15 protein-coding genes are annotated in these 14,007 nt (G+C 72.7%); 10 read left to right on the top strand and 5 right to left on the bottom strand.

Going from position 1 to position 14,007, the window contains the following annotated elements; all coding sequences use genetic code 11:
• Positions 1-143: 143 nt before the first annotated feature.
• Positions 144-863 carry a hypothetical protein gene (locus ACFWGN_RS17475; RefSeq protein WP_377618615.1) on the top strand — a complete coding sequence of 240 codons (720 nt, stop codon included), beginning with the start codon at positions 144-146 and terminating at the stop codon, positions 861-863.
• A gap of 99 nt (positions 864-962) precedes the next feature.
• On the opposite strand, the gene ACFWGN_RS17470 is transcribed toward ACFWGN_RS17475, so the two are convergent.
• A complete protein-coding gene (locus tag ACFWGN_RS17470; protein ID WP_068623464.1) occupies positions 963-1,262 on the bottom strand; it encodes a GNAT family N-acetyltransferase in 300 nt (99 codons plus the stop codon).
• Between the two features lie 146 nt (positions 1,263-1,408).
• On the opposite strand from ACFWGN_RS17470, the gene ACFWGN_RS17465 reads away from it, so the two are divergent.
• From ACFWGN_RS17465 to ACFWGN_RS17455, 3 genes are all read left to right on the top strand, one after another.
• Complete coding sequence (locus tag ACFWGN_RS17465) at positions 1,409-1,771, top strand: hypothetical protein (RefSeq protein WP_377618613.1); 363 nt, start codon at positions 1,409-1,411, stop codon at positions 1,769-1,771.
• Complete coding sequence (locus ACFWGN_RS17460) at positions 1,768-2,733, top strand: MFS transporter (protein WP_377618611.1); 966 nt, start codon at positions 1,768-1,770, stop codon at positions 2,731-2,733. The genes ACFWGN_RS17465 and ACFWGN_RS17460 overlap by 4 nt, the downstream gene beginning before the upstream one ends.
• Positions 2,734-3,008: 275 nt before the next feature.
• Positions 3,009-4,796: a pyruvate dehydrogenase gene (locus ACFWGN_RS17455; protein ID WP_377618609.1), complete on the top strand. Its 1,788-nt coding sequence runs from the start codon at positions 3,009-3,011 to the stop codon at positions 4,794-4,796.
• A 27-nt stretch (positions 4,797-4,823) separates the two neighbouring features.
• Here ACFWGN_RS17455 and ACFWGN_RS17450 read toward each other — a convergent pair whose 3' ends face one another.
• Entirely contained in the window at positions 4,824-5,126 is a 303-nt protein-coding gene (locus ACFWGN_RS17450; protein ID WP_377618607.1) for a transcriptional regulator, read from the bottom strand.
• The gene (locus ACFWGN_RS17445; protein ID WP_377618606.1) at positions 5,123-5,626 is read right to left on the bottom strand and encodes a hypothetical protein; all 504 of its coding nucleotides are present in this window, start codon (positions 5,624-5,626) and stop codon (positions 5,123-5,125) included. The genes ACFWGN_RS17450 and ACFWGN_RS17445 overlap by 4 nt, the downstream gene beginning before the upstream one ends.
• A gap of 159 nt (positions 5,627-5,785) precedes the next feature.
• Between ACFWGN_RS17445 and ACFWGN_RS17440 the strand changes: the two genes are divergently transcribed.
• The 4 genes from ACFWGN_RS17440 (at position 5,786) to ACFWGN_RS17425 (ending at position 9,818) form a co-directional block, all read left to right on the top strand.
• On the top strand, positions 5,786-6,874 hold the full coding sequence (locus ACFWGN_RS17440; RefSeq protein WP_377618604.1) for a phosphotransferase family protein: 1,089 nt from the start codon (positions 5,786-5,788) through the stop codon (positions 6,872-6,874).
• 206 nt (positions 6,875-7,080) lie between these two features.
• Positions 7,081-7,575: an NfeD family protein gene (locus tag ACFWGN_RS17435; RefSeq protein WP_377618602.1), complete on the top strand. Its 495-nt coding sequence runs from the start codon at positions 7,081-7,083 to the stop codon at positions 7,573-7,575.
• A 131-nt stretch (positions 7,576-7,706) separates the two neighbouring features.
• Positions 7,707-9,191, top strand: coding sequence for a flotillin family protein (locus tag ACFWGN_RS17430; protein ID WP_377618601.1), 1,485 nt, complete (start codon positions 7,707-7,709; stop codon positions 9,189-9,191).
• 78 nt (positions 9,192-9,269) lie between these two features.
• Positions 9,270-9,818 (top strand): DivIVA domain-containing protein, encoded by a 549-nt coding sequence (locus tag ACFWGN_RS17425; RefSeq protein WP_377618599.1) that lies wholly within the window; start codon positions 9,270-9,272, stop codon positions 9,816-9,818.
• 18 nt (positions 9,819-9,836) lie between these two features.
• Here ACFWGN_RS17425 and ACFWGN_RS17420 read toward each other — a convergent pair whose 3' ends face one another.
• The gene (locus ACFWGN_RS17420; protein ID WP_377618598.1) at positions 9,837-10,514 is read right to left on the bottom strand and encodes a class I SAM-dependent methyltransferase; all 678 of its coding nucleotides are present in this window, start codon (positions 10,512-10,514) and stop codon (positions 9,837-9,839) included.
• 110 nt (positions 10,515-10,624) lie between these two features.
• On the bottom strand, positions 10,625-11,440 hold the full coding sequence (locus tag ACFWGN_RS17415) for a GAP family protein (RefSeq protein WP_377618596.1): 816 nt from the start codon (positions 11,438-11,440) through the stop codon (positions 10,625-10,627).
• A 127-nt stretch (positions 11,441-11,567) separates the two neighbouring features.
• Here ACFWGN_RS17415 and ACFWGN_RS17410 point away from each other — a divergent pair, with 127 nt between their 5' ends.
• Both ACFWGN_RS17410 and ACFWGN_RS17405 read left to right on the top strand, forming a co-directional pair.
• The gene (locus tag ACFWGN_RS17410) at positions 11,568-13,166 is read left to right on the top strand and encodes a sensor histidine kinase (protein WP_377618594.1); all 1,599 of its coding nucleotides are present in this window, start codon (positions 11,568-11,570) and stop codon (positions 13,164-13,166) included.
• Positions 13,163-13,879 carry a response regulator gene (locus ACFWGN_RS17405; RefSeq protein ID WP_377618592.1) on the top strand — a complete coding sequence of 239 codons (717 nt, stop codon included), beginning with the start codon at positions 13,163-13,165 and terminating at the stop codon, positions 13,877-13,879. The genes ACFWGN_RS17410 and ACFWGN_RS17405 overlap by 4 nt, the downstream gene beginning before the upstream one ends.
• Positions 13,880-14,007: the final 128 nt, after the last annotated feature.

The raw sequence follows: 14,007 nt of genomic DNA, 5'->3' as shown, positions 1-14,007 counted from the left end.
CCGTCGACGTAGCACGCCGCAGTGCCCAGGACCCTCGCCGTCGGGTATCTCACATGGGCAGTTCTCACCATCAGAATCACGGTGCACCTCACGTCTCTACTCCTAGTATCGAAGCGTCCCCTCGTCGATCCTCTGGAGTTCCCATGCGCACGTCACGAGCAGCCCTCGCACTGCCCTTCGCCCTCGTCGCCGTCCTCGGCCTGTCCGCCTGCTCGGGTGACACCGCTCCCGAGGAGACCACGTCGGCCTCGACGAGCGTCGAGCCGGAGACCGAGGAGACCCCTGCGGAGGACACCGAGGCCGGGTCCGAGGAGGAGGCCGAGCCGGCCGCCACGGGCGACAAGCCCGCGTGGGCCGCGACCAACGAGGTCGTCGGCACCCAGCTCGGCACGGCCGAGGGCGACGGCTTCACCGTGGACATCTACCAGGTGAGCACCGCGGTCGCGACGAAGACCGGCCAGTTCGCCGACGAGTCGGGCAAGCCGATCCTCAACCCGGGCGACCCGATCGTGTTCGTCAACTACGTCCTGACCAACACGGGCGACGCCGACCTGCCGCTGACCTACTCGATCGTGGGCGTCGACGCGCGCTACGCCGACTGGCCCTACATGCAGGGCATGGACAGCATCGTCGACAGCGCGCTCTTCGAGGCTGCCGGGGTCGTCGACTCCCCGATCACCCCGGGCTCGGGCGAGGCCCCGTTCATCCTCGCGCCGGGGCAGTCCGTCGCGTACGGCGAGAACTTCAAGCACCAGCCCGGCTCGCCCATCGAGTTCGAGGTCACGCTGACCCCGGCCGACGCCGCGGGCGACCTGAACCACGACCTGCGCCAGGAGGTCGCGCTCTCCGCGACCATCGCCTGATCCGGGCCTGCGCGCAGCACCCGGGCAGACCTCGAGCGGGGCAGGACGTCGTCACTGACGACGTCCTGCCCCGCTCGGTCGTTCACGAGACGGCAGGCGTCAGCGCGCGACGAGGTCCTGGTACTCCTCGTGGAGCTGCACGAACGCCCGGATGAACGGGCACAACGGCACCACCTTGTCCCCCGACGCACGCACCTGGTCGAGCGCGCCGCGTGCGAGCGACGACCCGATCCCGTTGCCCGCGTAGACGTCGTCGACCTCGGTGTGCGTGAACACGACCTGACCGGGTTGTCGCACGTACGCCGCGAACCCCGCCACGTCGCCCTCGGGCGTGCGTGCCTCGAACCGCTCCTGCGCCGGGTTGTCGACGATCGTGATCGCCTGCGTCTGCTCGCTCACCCGTTCATCATGCGGGCCTCGTGCGGTTCGCGCGCGCCCGGTCGAGCGGTGACACTACGAAGGGGCCCTCGACCAGGCCGGCACTGCGCTGAGGATCACGCCCCGCAGACGCTCTGCGACGCGGCAACCGATGGGAGACTGAGACGGTGGTCCAAGACTCCCCCCGTGCAGCGGCAGACGACTCCCGCAACCCCTACCGCGTCGTCCTCAGCAAGCCGGGGGCGCTGAACTTCTCGGCAGCCGCCGTCGTGGCCCGGCTCCCGATGTCCATGGTCGGGATCGGGATCGTCCTGATGATCCAGGGCATCTACGGCTCGTACGCCCTGGCCGGGCGCGTCTCCGCGGCCTACGTGATCGCGCAGGCCATCGCCTCGCCGCAGATCGCCCGCTACGTCGACCGGGTGGGCCAGGCCAAGGTCATGCGCCCCATGCTCGTCGTGAGCACGCTGGGCCGGATGGGCTCGTCCTCTCGGCCGTCAACCAGGCGCCCGAGGTGTGGCTCTACGTGACCGCGATCGTCGCCGGCGCGAGCATCGGCTCGTACGGCTCGATGGTCCGCGCGCGCTGGACCCACGTCGTGAGCGACCCGCGCCAGCTCCACACGGCCTACTCGCTCGAGTCGGCGCTCGACGAGCTCGTCTTCGTCGTCGGCCCGGTCCTCGCGACGCTGCTCGCGACCGAGGTCACCGACTCGGCCGGGATCATCGTCCCCATGGTCGCCGCCCTGGTGGGCGGCGTCTGGTTCCTGTCGCAGCGCCGCACCGAACCTCCCGTCATGCCCGCGGTCCCGGGGGTCAAGCACCGCTCGGCGATGCGCTCGCCCGGCATGATCGTGCTCGCGGTCGTGTTCGTCGCGATGGGCCTCATCTTCGGCGCGACCGACGTCTCGACCATCGCGTTCGCCGAGGAGCAGGGGTCCAAGTCGGCGTCGGGGCTCATCCTGGGCGTCTTCGCGATGGGCTCGCTCATCTCGGGTCTCGCGTACGGCGCGCGCCACTGGGTCTCGCCGCTGTGGAAGCGGTTCACGATCGGCATGGTCGCGCTCGCGCTGGGCGTGTCCCTGTTCTTCGTCGTCACGTCGCTGCCCGTGCTCGCGGTCGTCATGTTCGTCACGGGCTTCACCATCGCTCCCACGCTCATCAACGGCAACGCCCTGGTGCAGAACCTCGTGACCCCGCACCAGCTCACCGAGGGGCTCGCCTGGGTCGGCACGTCGCTGGGCGTCGGCGTCTCGTTCGGCGCGTCGATCGCGGGGTCGCGGATCGACGCCGCGGGAGCGCACGCGGGCTTCCAGGTCGTCATGATCGCCGCGGGTGTCGCGGTGATCGCGGTCCTCGCCTCGACGCGCGTCCTGCGCCGGGGTGCGCCCGGCACGGAAGGCTCGGAGGGCTCGGAGGGCTCGGACAGCACCGAAGGTCCTGACAGCACCGGCGTGGCGGACCTCCCGGAGGACGGTCCCGTCTCGGCCTGACGGCCCGTCCGCAGGCCCGACGGCGGCGCGCGCCCCAGGCGGTGCGCGCCCCGTCCGCGGCGGGCGTCCCGCCCGACGCCACGACCGCACCGGGCGACCCGACTGCTCGCGGTGAGCGGCGCCGTCGGGCCACCGTCCTGCGCGCCCGCGCGACCGTCCGCACGAGCGCTGTGACGCACGGACGTGACGAGCGGAACGGCCCCAGCGGCTGCATCCTGCCGATTTCGAGCGCACGATGGAAAGGTCCCCCTTTCCCCTCGTGCGGAGGTTCTCCCATGGCACTCGGTCTCGGTCGTCCCCAGGACAAGCGGAACAGGACGGTCGCCGACCTGCTCGTCGCCCAGCTCATCGAGGCCGGGGTCGAACGCATCTACGGGATCGTGGGCGACAGCCTCAACCCCGTGGTCGACGCGGTGCGGCGCAGCCAGAAGGGCAAGGGCAAGGGCATCGAGTGGGTGCACGTGCGCCACGAGGAGTCCGCGGCGTTCGCCGCTGCGGCCGAGGCCGAGGTCACCGGGAAGCTCGCGGTGTGCGCGGGCTCGTGCGGCCCGGGCAACCTCCACCTCATCAACGGGCTCTACGACGCCAACCGCTCGAAGGTGCCCGTCCTCGCGATCGCGAGCCACATCCCCAGCGCGCAGATCGGCACGAGCTTCTTCCAGGAGACGCACCCCGACCGCCTGTTCACCGAGTGCTCGGTGTACTCCGAGATGATCTCGTCGGCCAAGCAGGCGCCGCGCGTCATCAACTCCGCGATCCACCACGCCTACGGCGCCCCGGGGGTCTCGGTCCTGACGATCCCCGGCGACGTCGCCGACCTCGACGCCGCGGCCGAGATCATCGACGTCGCGGTGCACCCGGCCAGGCCACGGATCGTCCCGGACCCCGACGCACTGCGGACGCTGGCCGACGCGATCAACAAGGCCAAGAAGGTCACGATCTTCGCGGGAGCCGGGACGCGCGGCGCGCACGACGACGTGATCGCGCTCGCCGACAAGATCGCGGCACCGATCGGCCACTCGCTGCGCGGCAAGGAGTGGATCCAGTACGACAACCCGTTCGACGTCGGGATGAGCGGGCTCCTGGGGTACGGCGCCGCGCACGACGCGATGCAGGAGGCCGACCTCCTGGTCCTGCTCGGCACCGACTTCCCGTACGACCAGTTCCTGCCCGAGTCCGTGCGCACCGCGCAGGTCGACACCGACCCGACGCACCTGGGCCGGCGGACGCGGCTCGACGTCGCCGTGGTCGGCGACGTGGGCGAGACCGTGCGGCTCCTCATGCCCCTCGTCAACACGGCCAAGAACCGCTCGTTCCTCGACGGCATGGTCGCCAAGCACGAGAAGTCGATGACAGGCGTGGTGGGGGCGTACACCAAGGACGTCGAGAAGCACTCGCCCATCCACCCCGAGTACGTCGCCGACCTCCTGGACCAGGAGGCCGCGGACGACGCGGTCTTCACCGTGGACACGGGCATGTGCAACGTCTGGGCCGCCCGCTACATCAGCCCCAACGGCAAGCGCCGCGTGATCGGGTCGTTCCTGCACGGGTCCATGGCCAACGCGGTGCCGCACGCGATCGGTGTCGCGGCCGCCCAGCCCGACCGCCAGGTCGTCGCGATGGCGGGCGACGGCGGGCTCTCGATGCTCCTGGGCGAGCTCATCACGATCAAGGCCTACGAGCTGCCCGTGAAGGTCGTGCTGTTCGACAACGCGAGCCTGGGCATGGTGCGCCTCGAGATGCTCGTCGACGGGCTGCCCATGTTCGGCACCGAGTCGCCCCACATCGACTACGCCGCGGTGGCGAACGCGATCGGGATCCCGTCGGTGCGCGTCGAGCGCGCCAAGGACGTGCGCGGCGCGCTGCGCGGGGCCCTCTCGCGCCCGGGTCCGGCCCTGGTGGACGTCGTGACCGACCCGCGCGCGCTGTCGCTGCCCCCGACCATCACGGCCGGGCAGGTGCGCGGCTTCGCGGTCGCGATGAGCAAGGAGGTCCTGGGCGGCGGCATGGGCGAGGTCGTGTCGATGGCCCGGGCGAACCTGCGGAACGTGCCCCGGCTGTAGCGCCGGTACGCGCGAGCGGCCCCGGGATCAGCCGGCGGCGATCTGCGCGAGCGCGGCGAGGTGGGCCTCGACGGCGCGCCGCCCGTCCGGGGTGAGCGTGACCCAGGTGAGGCGGCGCGCGTCGCTCCGGTCCGGGGAGCTCTCCTTGCGCACCGTGACGAACCCGGCGTCGCCGAGCACCCGGAGGTTCTTGGACAGGTTCGCGTCGCTCAGCCCGAGCGTGTCGCGCAGCACCGCGAACTCGAGCTCCGCCCCCCGACGGAGCACCCCGCAGATGCGCAGGCGCACGGGCGAGTGGATGAGCTCGTTGAACGCTGGGGCGGTACTCACCGGTCCTCGCGCCCCTGCCCGGCCAGCTCGCGCCGGAAGGCCTTGTCGTACAGCGGGCCGAGCACGACCGCCGCGACGAACCCGACAGACGCCGGCACCAGCACCCACGCGTACTCGATCTCGGTGAACCTGATGAGCAGCATGGCCCCGAAGCAGAGCACGATGGTCGCCAGCAGGGCCTGGTAGATGCGCTTCGACCGCGGTCCCGCCGGCTGGCTGAACCACAGGCCGTAGCGACGGCGGTAGACGAGGACGAGGACCGGCAGCGCGAACAGGGCGACCGGCAGCGCGATGAGCGAGGCCGGCGACGGCAGCGCCTGGGTGCAGATGATCACCGCCACGATCGCGCCGAGCGTCAGGTGGTACCACCAGGGCGTGACCGCGCGCTCCGCGAGCGTCGCCCCGTCGGCGTCGAGCCCCTCGAGCGCTGCCCGCGCCTGCGCCGGGGAGAGCCCGGGCGCACCACCCGGAGGCTCGTCCTCGCGGAAGTCGTTTTCCATGCTGGCAAGTCTATGGATGACTTGCCGGCACGGCAAGAGATTGGTCGTCAGGGCTGGACCGGTCGATACCGCGGTGCGCTCCTGACGGCCGGCCGCGCACCGAGGGCCACGCGCAGAGGGGCCTTCCGCCCAGCCCGTCGAATCGATACGATCTCGGGCGTGCTCACCAAGATGACGGTCACCGACGACCAGCTCGCCCGCCTGCTCGCCCCGCTCGGGGAGGTCGCCTCGGCCAGCCCCCTGGACGGCGGGATGTTCGCCTCGACCTACCGCGTCGACCTCACGGACGGGCAGCGCTACGTCGTGAAGGTCACGAGCGCCGACACGTCCCGGCTCCTGCGCTACGAGCACGGGATCCTCGGCACCGAGGAGGAGGTCTACCGGCGCACGGCCGACCGTCCCGACCTGCTCATGCCGCGCGTGGTCCACAGCGACTTCAGCCGCACCCTGGTCGACGGCGACGCGCTCGTCGTGTCGTTCCTCGACGGCGAGGTGTGGAACACCCTGCCCCCGCTCGACGACGGCGCGACCGACCGCGTCCGGCACGACCTCGGGGCCTTCATGGCCCGCCTGCACACCGTGACGGGCGAGGCCTTCGGGTACCCGGCGCAGGCGTCGGGCCTCAGCGCCCCGACCTGGCCCGAGGCGTTCGGCCTCATGGTCGAGGCCCTGCTCGCCGACGCCGAGACGTGGGGCGTCGAGCTGCCCGCCGACGCGCTGCGGGGCGCACTCGCGGACCACCACGACGCGCTCACCGAGGTCACGGTCCCCACGCTCGTCCACACCGACCTGTGGCCCGGCAACCTCTTCCTCTCCCCCGACGCGTCGTCGATGCTGCGCCTGAGCGGCGTGATCGACACCGAGCGCAGCCTGTGGGGCGACCCGCTGTACGAGCTCGCAGGAGCCGACCAGCTCGGGCTCGGCCCGGTCCCGCCCGCGCTGCTCGCGGGCTATCGCGACGCGGGGGGCCGGCTCCCGGTCGCCGAGCCGTGGTTCGCGCTGCCCGTCCCGGGTGAAATCCGGCCCGACGGCGGCGCACCGGACGGGCGCGACGTCGTCGGGCGGGCGAGGCCCGGGGCGAGCACGCTCGAGGCGGGCGACGTCCGCCTGCTCCTGTACCGCGCATACCTGAGCGCGCTGCTCGTGACCGAGGTCGCCCCGCGTGGCTACCAGGGCGAATGGGTCCAGGGCTACCAGGACACCGCCGCGGGGAACCTCGGCGTGCTGCTCGACCAGATCTCCCGCTGACGCCACGGACCGGCCGTCGGAGCCGAGCCGCCCGCACTCCGTCGCGGCACTCGCGACGCGCCCCGGCCAGGGGGCGACCGACGAGGGCCGCACGGTGCATGGTGCGGAGTACCCATCTCGTCGGAGGGCCTCTGCGAGTCACGATAGAGTTCGGGCAAGTTCACGATCGCGTCAAATGCTCGGGCGACCAGTGCTCGACGGCGGGCGTGACCGACCCCAGGGGGTTCACGGTGATCACGTTCGTCGTCGTCGGCATCGTCGGGCTGGCTCTCGTCCTGTTCTCGATGATCCTCGGTGAGTTCATCGAGCTCGGCGACGGTGCCGTGTCGGGCACCTCGCTCGGCGTCGGAGCCATCGTGTTCGGCGCGACCGGTGCGATCGTCGTGTCGAACGACCTGCCGATCGTCCTCGCCTACGTCGGCTCCGCGGTCCTCGCGGTCCTCGTGGTCCTCCTCGTGCACGTGCTCACCAAGAAGCTGCGCGAGTCCGACGACGCCGTGCCCGTGTCCCTCGTCGGTGTCCAGGGCACCGCGACCAGCGACATCTCGACCGCGACCGGCGAGGTCTCGCTCGACGCAGCGCACGAGCTCGAACGACGCCTCGCCTGGGCCGACGAGCCCATCCCGACCGGAGCGCGCGTCGTGGTCCTCGAGCAGTCCGGCACGCGCGTGCGCGTCCGGCGCCACTACCCCAACGACTGACCCGTTCGTCCGGGGCGCTCACCCGGACGCCCCGGGGAACCCCAGCAGCACCACCGCACCACGGCACGACCCGCACGACCCGCTCGCACGACCCGCCACCGAAAGGAGTCGCGCCGCAGGCGCGTACCGACATGCTCGAAGATTCCAACGTCGTCGGCATCATCGCCACGATCGCCCTGATCATCGCGTTCTTCGCGATCATCACGTTCATCGCCAAGCGCATCCGCCGCGTTCCCCCGAACGAGGCCCTGATCATCGTCGGGCGCGGCGCAGGCCGCAAGGAGGCCGCCGGGACGGGCCAGCGTGTCGTCACGGGCGGCCGCACGTTCGTGTGGCCCATCCTCCAGCAGGGCTTCTCCATCTCGCTCGAGCAGCGCCAGATCGGCATCACGGTCGAGGGCGTGGACAAGAACCGCATCAAGATCGCCATCAAGGCGTCGATCAACTTCAAGGTCCGCGGCGACGAGGAGGGCGTGCGTCGCGCGGCCCAGCGCTTCCTGTCCCAGCAGGGCACGCTGACCGAGATCATCAAGGAGTCCCTCGAGGGCTCGCTGCGCTCGATCGTGGGCGACATGACGATCGAGCAGATCATCTCCGACCGCAAGGGCCTCTCGGACCGCGTCGTCGAGTCCACCAAGACGGACCTCTCGGAGCAGGGCCTGCAGGTCGACCTCCTCAACATCTCGGACATCTCGACCCCGGGCTCCGACTACCTCGCCAACCTCGGTCGTGCCGAGGCCGCCCGCGCCCGCCAGGTCGCCGAGGTCTCCGAGGCCGAGGCCCAGCGCGCGTCCGAGTTCGCCGCGATCGACGCCGCCGAGCAGATCGCCGAGCGCCAGAAGGCCCTCGACCTCAAGCGCGCCATCATCAAGGCCGAGACCGACAAGGCCAACGCCGAGGCCGAGGCCGCGGGCCAGCTCGCGCGCGCCGAGCAGGAGCGACTCGTCGCGGTCGAGGAGCGCGAGGCGCTGTCCGAGCAGGCTCGCGTGACGCAGGAGCGCCTCGACATCGAGATCCGCAAGCCCGCCGAGGCCGCGGCCTACGCCGAGGTCCAGCGAGCCAACGCCCAGCGTGACTCGTCGAACGCCGCCACCGAGGCCGACGCGTACAAGCGCACCACGATCGCCGAGGCCAACAAGACCGCGGCGATCCAGGACGCCGAGGCCTCTGCGGCAGCCGTCCGTCGTGCCGGCGAGGCCGAGCGTGACCGTCAGGTCGCCCTGGCCGTCGGTATCAAGGCCGAGGGTGAGGCGCGCGCGTTCGCGGTCGAGGCCGAGGGACGTGCTGAGGCCGTCGCGACCGACGCCAAGGCCGAGGCGCTCAAGAAGTACGGCGAGGCGGCCCTTGTCCAGGAGCTCATCGAGCGCCTGCCGGAGATCGTCCGCGCCGCGGCCGAGCCCATCGGCAAGATCCAGGGCATGACCGTCATCTCGACCGACGGCGCGAGCGCGGTCACCAAGAACGTCGCGTCGGTCCTGGGCGAGGGGCAGCAGGTCATCAAGCAGCTCACGGGTGTCGACATCAACCAGCTCATCGCCGGGCTGGCCGGTGGGCACCTGGGTGGCCAGCCCGCCTCGAACGGGTCGTCCACGTCGTCGGCAGCCTCTGCCAACTGACGTTCCTGACGCCGGGCCGGGGCCCTCGGTCCCGGCCCGGCGTCGACCTCCGTCCCACCCCACCCATCGGAGCCCCGCATGCTGACCGCCCAGCAGGTCCTGGACACGACGTTCACCGCGACCAAGTTCCGCGAGGGCTACGACGTCGAGCAGGTCGACATCTACCTCGACGACGTCAGCGCAACGCTCAAGGCGTACGAGGCGGGCGGCCGTCCCGGCCCGGGACTGCTCACCTCGGTCGAGGCGCGAAGCGTCCGGTTCTCGCCCACGAAGTGGCGTGAGGGCTACGACGTCACCGAGGTCGACGAGCTCATCGACGCGATCGTCAGCACGCTCCAGTCCTACGAGGCCGGCCCTGCCCCGGCCCCGCTCCAGGGGGCACCGCACCCGACCGCCGCGGTGAGCGACGCCGTCGAGCAGCACGACGCACCTGCCACGCCCCCAGCCGCTGCCGGCGACGGCACCCGGCCGCTCGGCATCCACGACCTGACGACCCGGCTCCAGTACGCGCGCGTGCGCTCGAACGGCAGCGACCGGCTCGTCGTGCGGCTGCCCGACGGCTCGACGGCCCACGTGACCGACCTCGAGGCGGGGCCGGACGGGATCACGCTCCGCGTCGCACCCTAGGGGGAACGCGGCGGGGTGCTAGGGGCGCCGCACCCGCAGCACCGTGTCGCGGATCGTGACGGGCTCCCCGTCGGGGCCCGCCATGTCGCGCGTGGGGGCATCGTTCGTCTCGACGGTCCACCCGTCCAGGTCGAGCTCGGCGAGCAGGCCGTCGCCCGTGTAGAAGAAGTGCTCGTCGAAGTCCTTGCGCACGGTCTCGTGGTCCTCGGGGTGGTGCCCGACGACGAGCAGGCGCCCGCCCGGCGCCACGGCCTGCGCGAGGCGCGGGAAGACCTGCCGGCGCAGGTCTGCCGGCAGGTGCATGAAGTGGGCCGTGACGAGGTCGAACCGCTCGTCGCCCGGCTCCCACTCGAGCAGGTCCGCCTGGCGCCACTCGACCCGCTCCGCGACACCGGAGATGACCGCGTGCGCCGCGGCCTTGCCCAGCGCGACCGGGGAGATGTCGAGCCCGACCACGTCCCACCCCTGGCGCGCGAGCCACACCGAGTCGGCGCCCTCGCCCGCGCCCACGTCGAGCGCGCGACCCGGCGTCAGGTCCGCGACCTGCGCGACGAGCTGCGGGTTCGGGTTGCCGCTCCACACCGACTCGGCCGAGCCGTAGCGCTCGTCCCAGAACGCCTGGTCGTGGTGGTGCTGCTGGTGGCCGTGGCCGTGCTCGTGGGCAGGGTCGTCCTCGTGGTGGTGCTGCTGGGTCACGCTCGCTCCTCGGGTCGGGGCCGGCCCGGGACGGCCGTCACTCCCGACCTTGCGGCCGCACCCCGGTCCGAGGCAAGTCAGGTTGCCGTTCCGGCAAGCTCCACGGACATTCAGCCCATCCAGCCGAGCCACACCGCGGCGTCCCGCGCGAGCAGGAAGCCCACGATCCCCACGACCCACGCCGTGGTCGACGCCGCGTTCCTGGTCATCCACGCGTTGAGCCGGTCGAGCAGCGGACCCACCTGCTTGGCGGCGAGGACACGACCGGCCAGCAGGACGAGCGCGGGCAGCACCATGACGACGCAGTACCCCGCCAGCACCAGCCCGGTCGCGGGCCACCCCAGGCCTGCCTGGGTGAGCAGCCCGATCGCCGCGAGGTACGGGAGCATCGACGCGAGCTCGATCGCCGCGGCCCCCAGCGCGAGGCCCATGAGGGCCGGCACGGATCCCGGCTCCGGAGCGGTGGCGACGGCCGCGCGAGGCGAGGTCTCGCGCACGGGGTGCGCTCCGCCGTCAGGCAGGGGCAGCAGGCCCGACGGCGCCGCACCGTCCCCGCCCGACGTCCCCATCGCGCGGGCCCGCCACCGCAGGACGCGCCCCTGGCCGTCGGACGGCCCCTTGGACCGGCGATCGATCCGGAAGCTGTACGCGACCAGGCCGACGCCGAGCAGCAGCTCGACGACGCGGGCCGGTCGGGTCTCGACGACCCGTCCGAGGACGTCGGCGAACGCGCCCGCGCCCAGCGCGACGACCAGACCGACCACGAGGTAGAACCCGGCGATCGTGGCCAGGTAGACGAGCATGCGCGCGACCCGCACCCGGCCCGGGGTCATGAGCAGCCACACCGGGATCAGCAAGGTCCCGAAGCTCGTCGAGTCGACCAGGGCCAGGACCACGAGCGCGCCGAGGAGGGGAAGGAGTTCCATGTCACGAGGTTCCTTGCGCGCGGCACGGCCTGTCGTCGGGCGGACGGGCGATCCTTGCCGGACGCAGCGCCGCGCCGTACATCGTTCGGGCGATCCGCGGCCCGGCCCCCTGTGCTGAGATGGGAACGTGCCCGATCCCCTGCCCGCTCCCGCGTCGGACGGCGTGACCGCGCCGGTGCCCGACGACGACTCCGGTGGTGGCGGCCCGGACGCTCCAGGTCCCCGGGCGGCCGGACCGGCCGGACCGGCCGAGGACCCGTCGCGCCCCGCCTCGCGCGTGCGGCGCGCGGTGGGCACCGTCACCACGGGCCTGCGCACCGACAGCAGGCGCGGCGACGCCTACAACGCCGTCGGGGTGTTCGTGGTCGGGGTCCTGCTCCTGCTCGTGGACGTCGTACGGGTGTGGGCGGTCCCCCCGCTGGTCACGGTCGACGGGCGCTGGTGGCACGTGCTGCCGCTGCTCGTCGGGTGCGTCGCGCTCGCCGCCAAGCGCGAGCACCCCGCGGTCGCTCTCGTGGTGGGGGCCGTCGCGTTCGCCGTCGACCTGTCGTTCGGGGGCAGCCTCGGCATGGTCCTGGTCCTGTGGGACCTGCTCTACGCGAGCGGCCTGCACGGCAGCAAGCGGCTGCGGACCGTGGTGGGGGTCGTCGTCGGCGTGCTCGTCGTCGCGGTCGCCGTGCTCACGGGCGAGCACTACCGGGACGTGCAAGGGTTCGTACTCGGCGGCATCCAGGTCGCGGCGATCCTCGCGACCCCGCTCTGGTGGGCCGCGAACGTGCGGCAGAAGTCGGACCTCGCCGACCTCGCCGCCGAGCGGGCCGACCTCGAGACGCAGCGGGCAGACCTGGAGGCCCAGCGCGCGGCCGACCTCGAGCAGATCGCGGCGCTCGGGCAGCACGAGGCAGTGCGCGCCGAGCGGGCCGCGATGGCACGTGACCTGCACGACGTCATCGCGTCCCACCTGTCGGCCATCGCGATCCACTCGGGGGCCGCGCTCGCGTCTCCCCCGGATGCGGCGCGGGACCGCGCCGCGCTCGAGCTCGTGCGGTCGAGCAGCATCACGTCGCTCGAGGAGATGCGCGCCATGATCCTGCTGCTGCGCTCGGACCTGCCGCGGGACGTCTCGCCGCGGGGCAGCATGCCCGGCGCGGACCGGTCGGCCGCCCCGGACCTTTCGACGGCCACGGAGCAGCGGTCAGGACGTGGCCGGAGCGTGGGCCGGACCGGTTCCGCCGGCAGAGCCACGGTGCTCGGGGGCGAGGCCGTCGCCGCGCCCGCCCGGCTCGCCCGGCTCGACGACGTCCTCGCGTCGGCGCTCGCGCAAGGGCTCACGGTCGACGTCGAGGACCCGGACGGCGCCCGCTCGGCGACGCTCCCCGCGGCCGTCGACCAGGCTGCGCACCGGATCGTGCAGGAAGCGCTGACCAACGCGGCCAAGCACGCACCGGGTGCGCGCGTGAAGGTCGTGCTCGGGCTGGGCCGCGACCGCCTCACGGTCGAGGTGGCGAGCTCCCTCACCGACGAGCCCCGGCCGCTCCCGCCGAGCCTGAGCACCCGGACCGGGCTGCTCACGATGCGTGAGCGCGCCGAGGCGCTGGGCGGCACGTTCGCGGCGGGCCCCGACGCCGCGGGCGACTCCTGGTCGGTCCGGGCCACGCTGCCGCTGGGCCGCTCGGCCGCGCCGGCATCCCCCTGTCCCGCCGATCGCCCCGGAGCGCCCGCATGATCCGCGTCCTCCTCGCCGACGACCACGCCGCGATCCGCGCCGGGCTCCGGTTCCTGCTCGACTCCGCCCCGGACATCGAGGTCGTCGGCGAGGCCGGCGACGGCGCGGCCGCGATCACCAACGCCCGCGCGCTGCGCCCCGAGGTCGTCCTCATGGACCTGCGCATGCCCGGCGTCGACGGCATCGAGGCCACGCGCACGATCGTCTCCGAGAAGCTCGCCGAGGTCCTGGTCCTCACGACGTTCGACCTCGACGAGTACGTCGACGAGGCCCTGCGCGCCGGGGCCGCAGGGTTCCTGCTCAAGACCGCGGAGCCTGCCGCGCTCATCGACGCGGTCTGCCGGGTCGCGGCGGGCGACGGGGTCCTGGCCCCCGAGGTCACGCGCCGCCTGCTGGCGGCGTTCGCGTCCGGCCCCCGGCCCGACGGCGCCGCTCACCTCGCGGGGCGAGCGGCGCCGTCGGGCACGGGACGGGCGGGCAGCAGGCACCCTGGGGGCGGGCGGCCGAGCGATGCGAGGCTGGCCGAGCTGACACCGCGCGAGGTCGACGTGCTCGCGGCCCTCGGGCGCGGGCTGTCGAACCAGGGCATCGCCGACGAGCTGTTCATCAGCGAGGCCACGGCCAAGACCCATGTGTCGCGCGTGCTCGCGAAGGTCCAGGTCACGACGCGCATGCAGGCCGCGATCGTCGCGCGGGACGCGGGGCTCGCCTAGCGCGGCACCCTCCGCCGAGAAGTGAGTAGATGCCCCTGATCCGCGCCCGCTTAAGTGGCAGTACACCAAAATGGGGGCTCTCGGGGCGGGGGGGGAGGGCGCCCACAAGCTGTGGGCCCCCGATATTA

It is taken from the genome of Oerskovia sp. NPDC060338, assembly GCF_042726295.1.
Classification (GTDB): Bacteria; Actinomycetota; Actinomycetes; order Actinomycetales; family Cellulomonadaceae; genus Oerskovia; species Oerskovia merdavium.
This window is presented reverse-complemented; position numbering and strand designations above follow the sequence as displayed.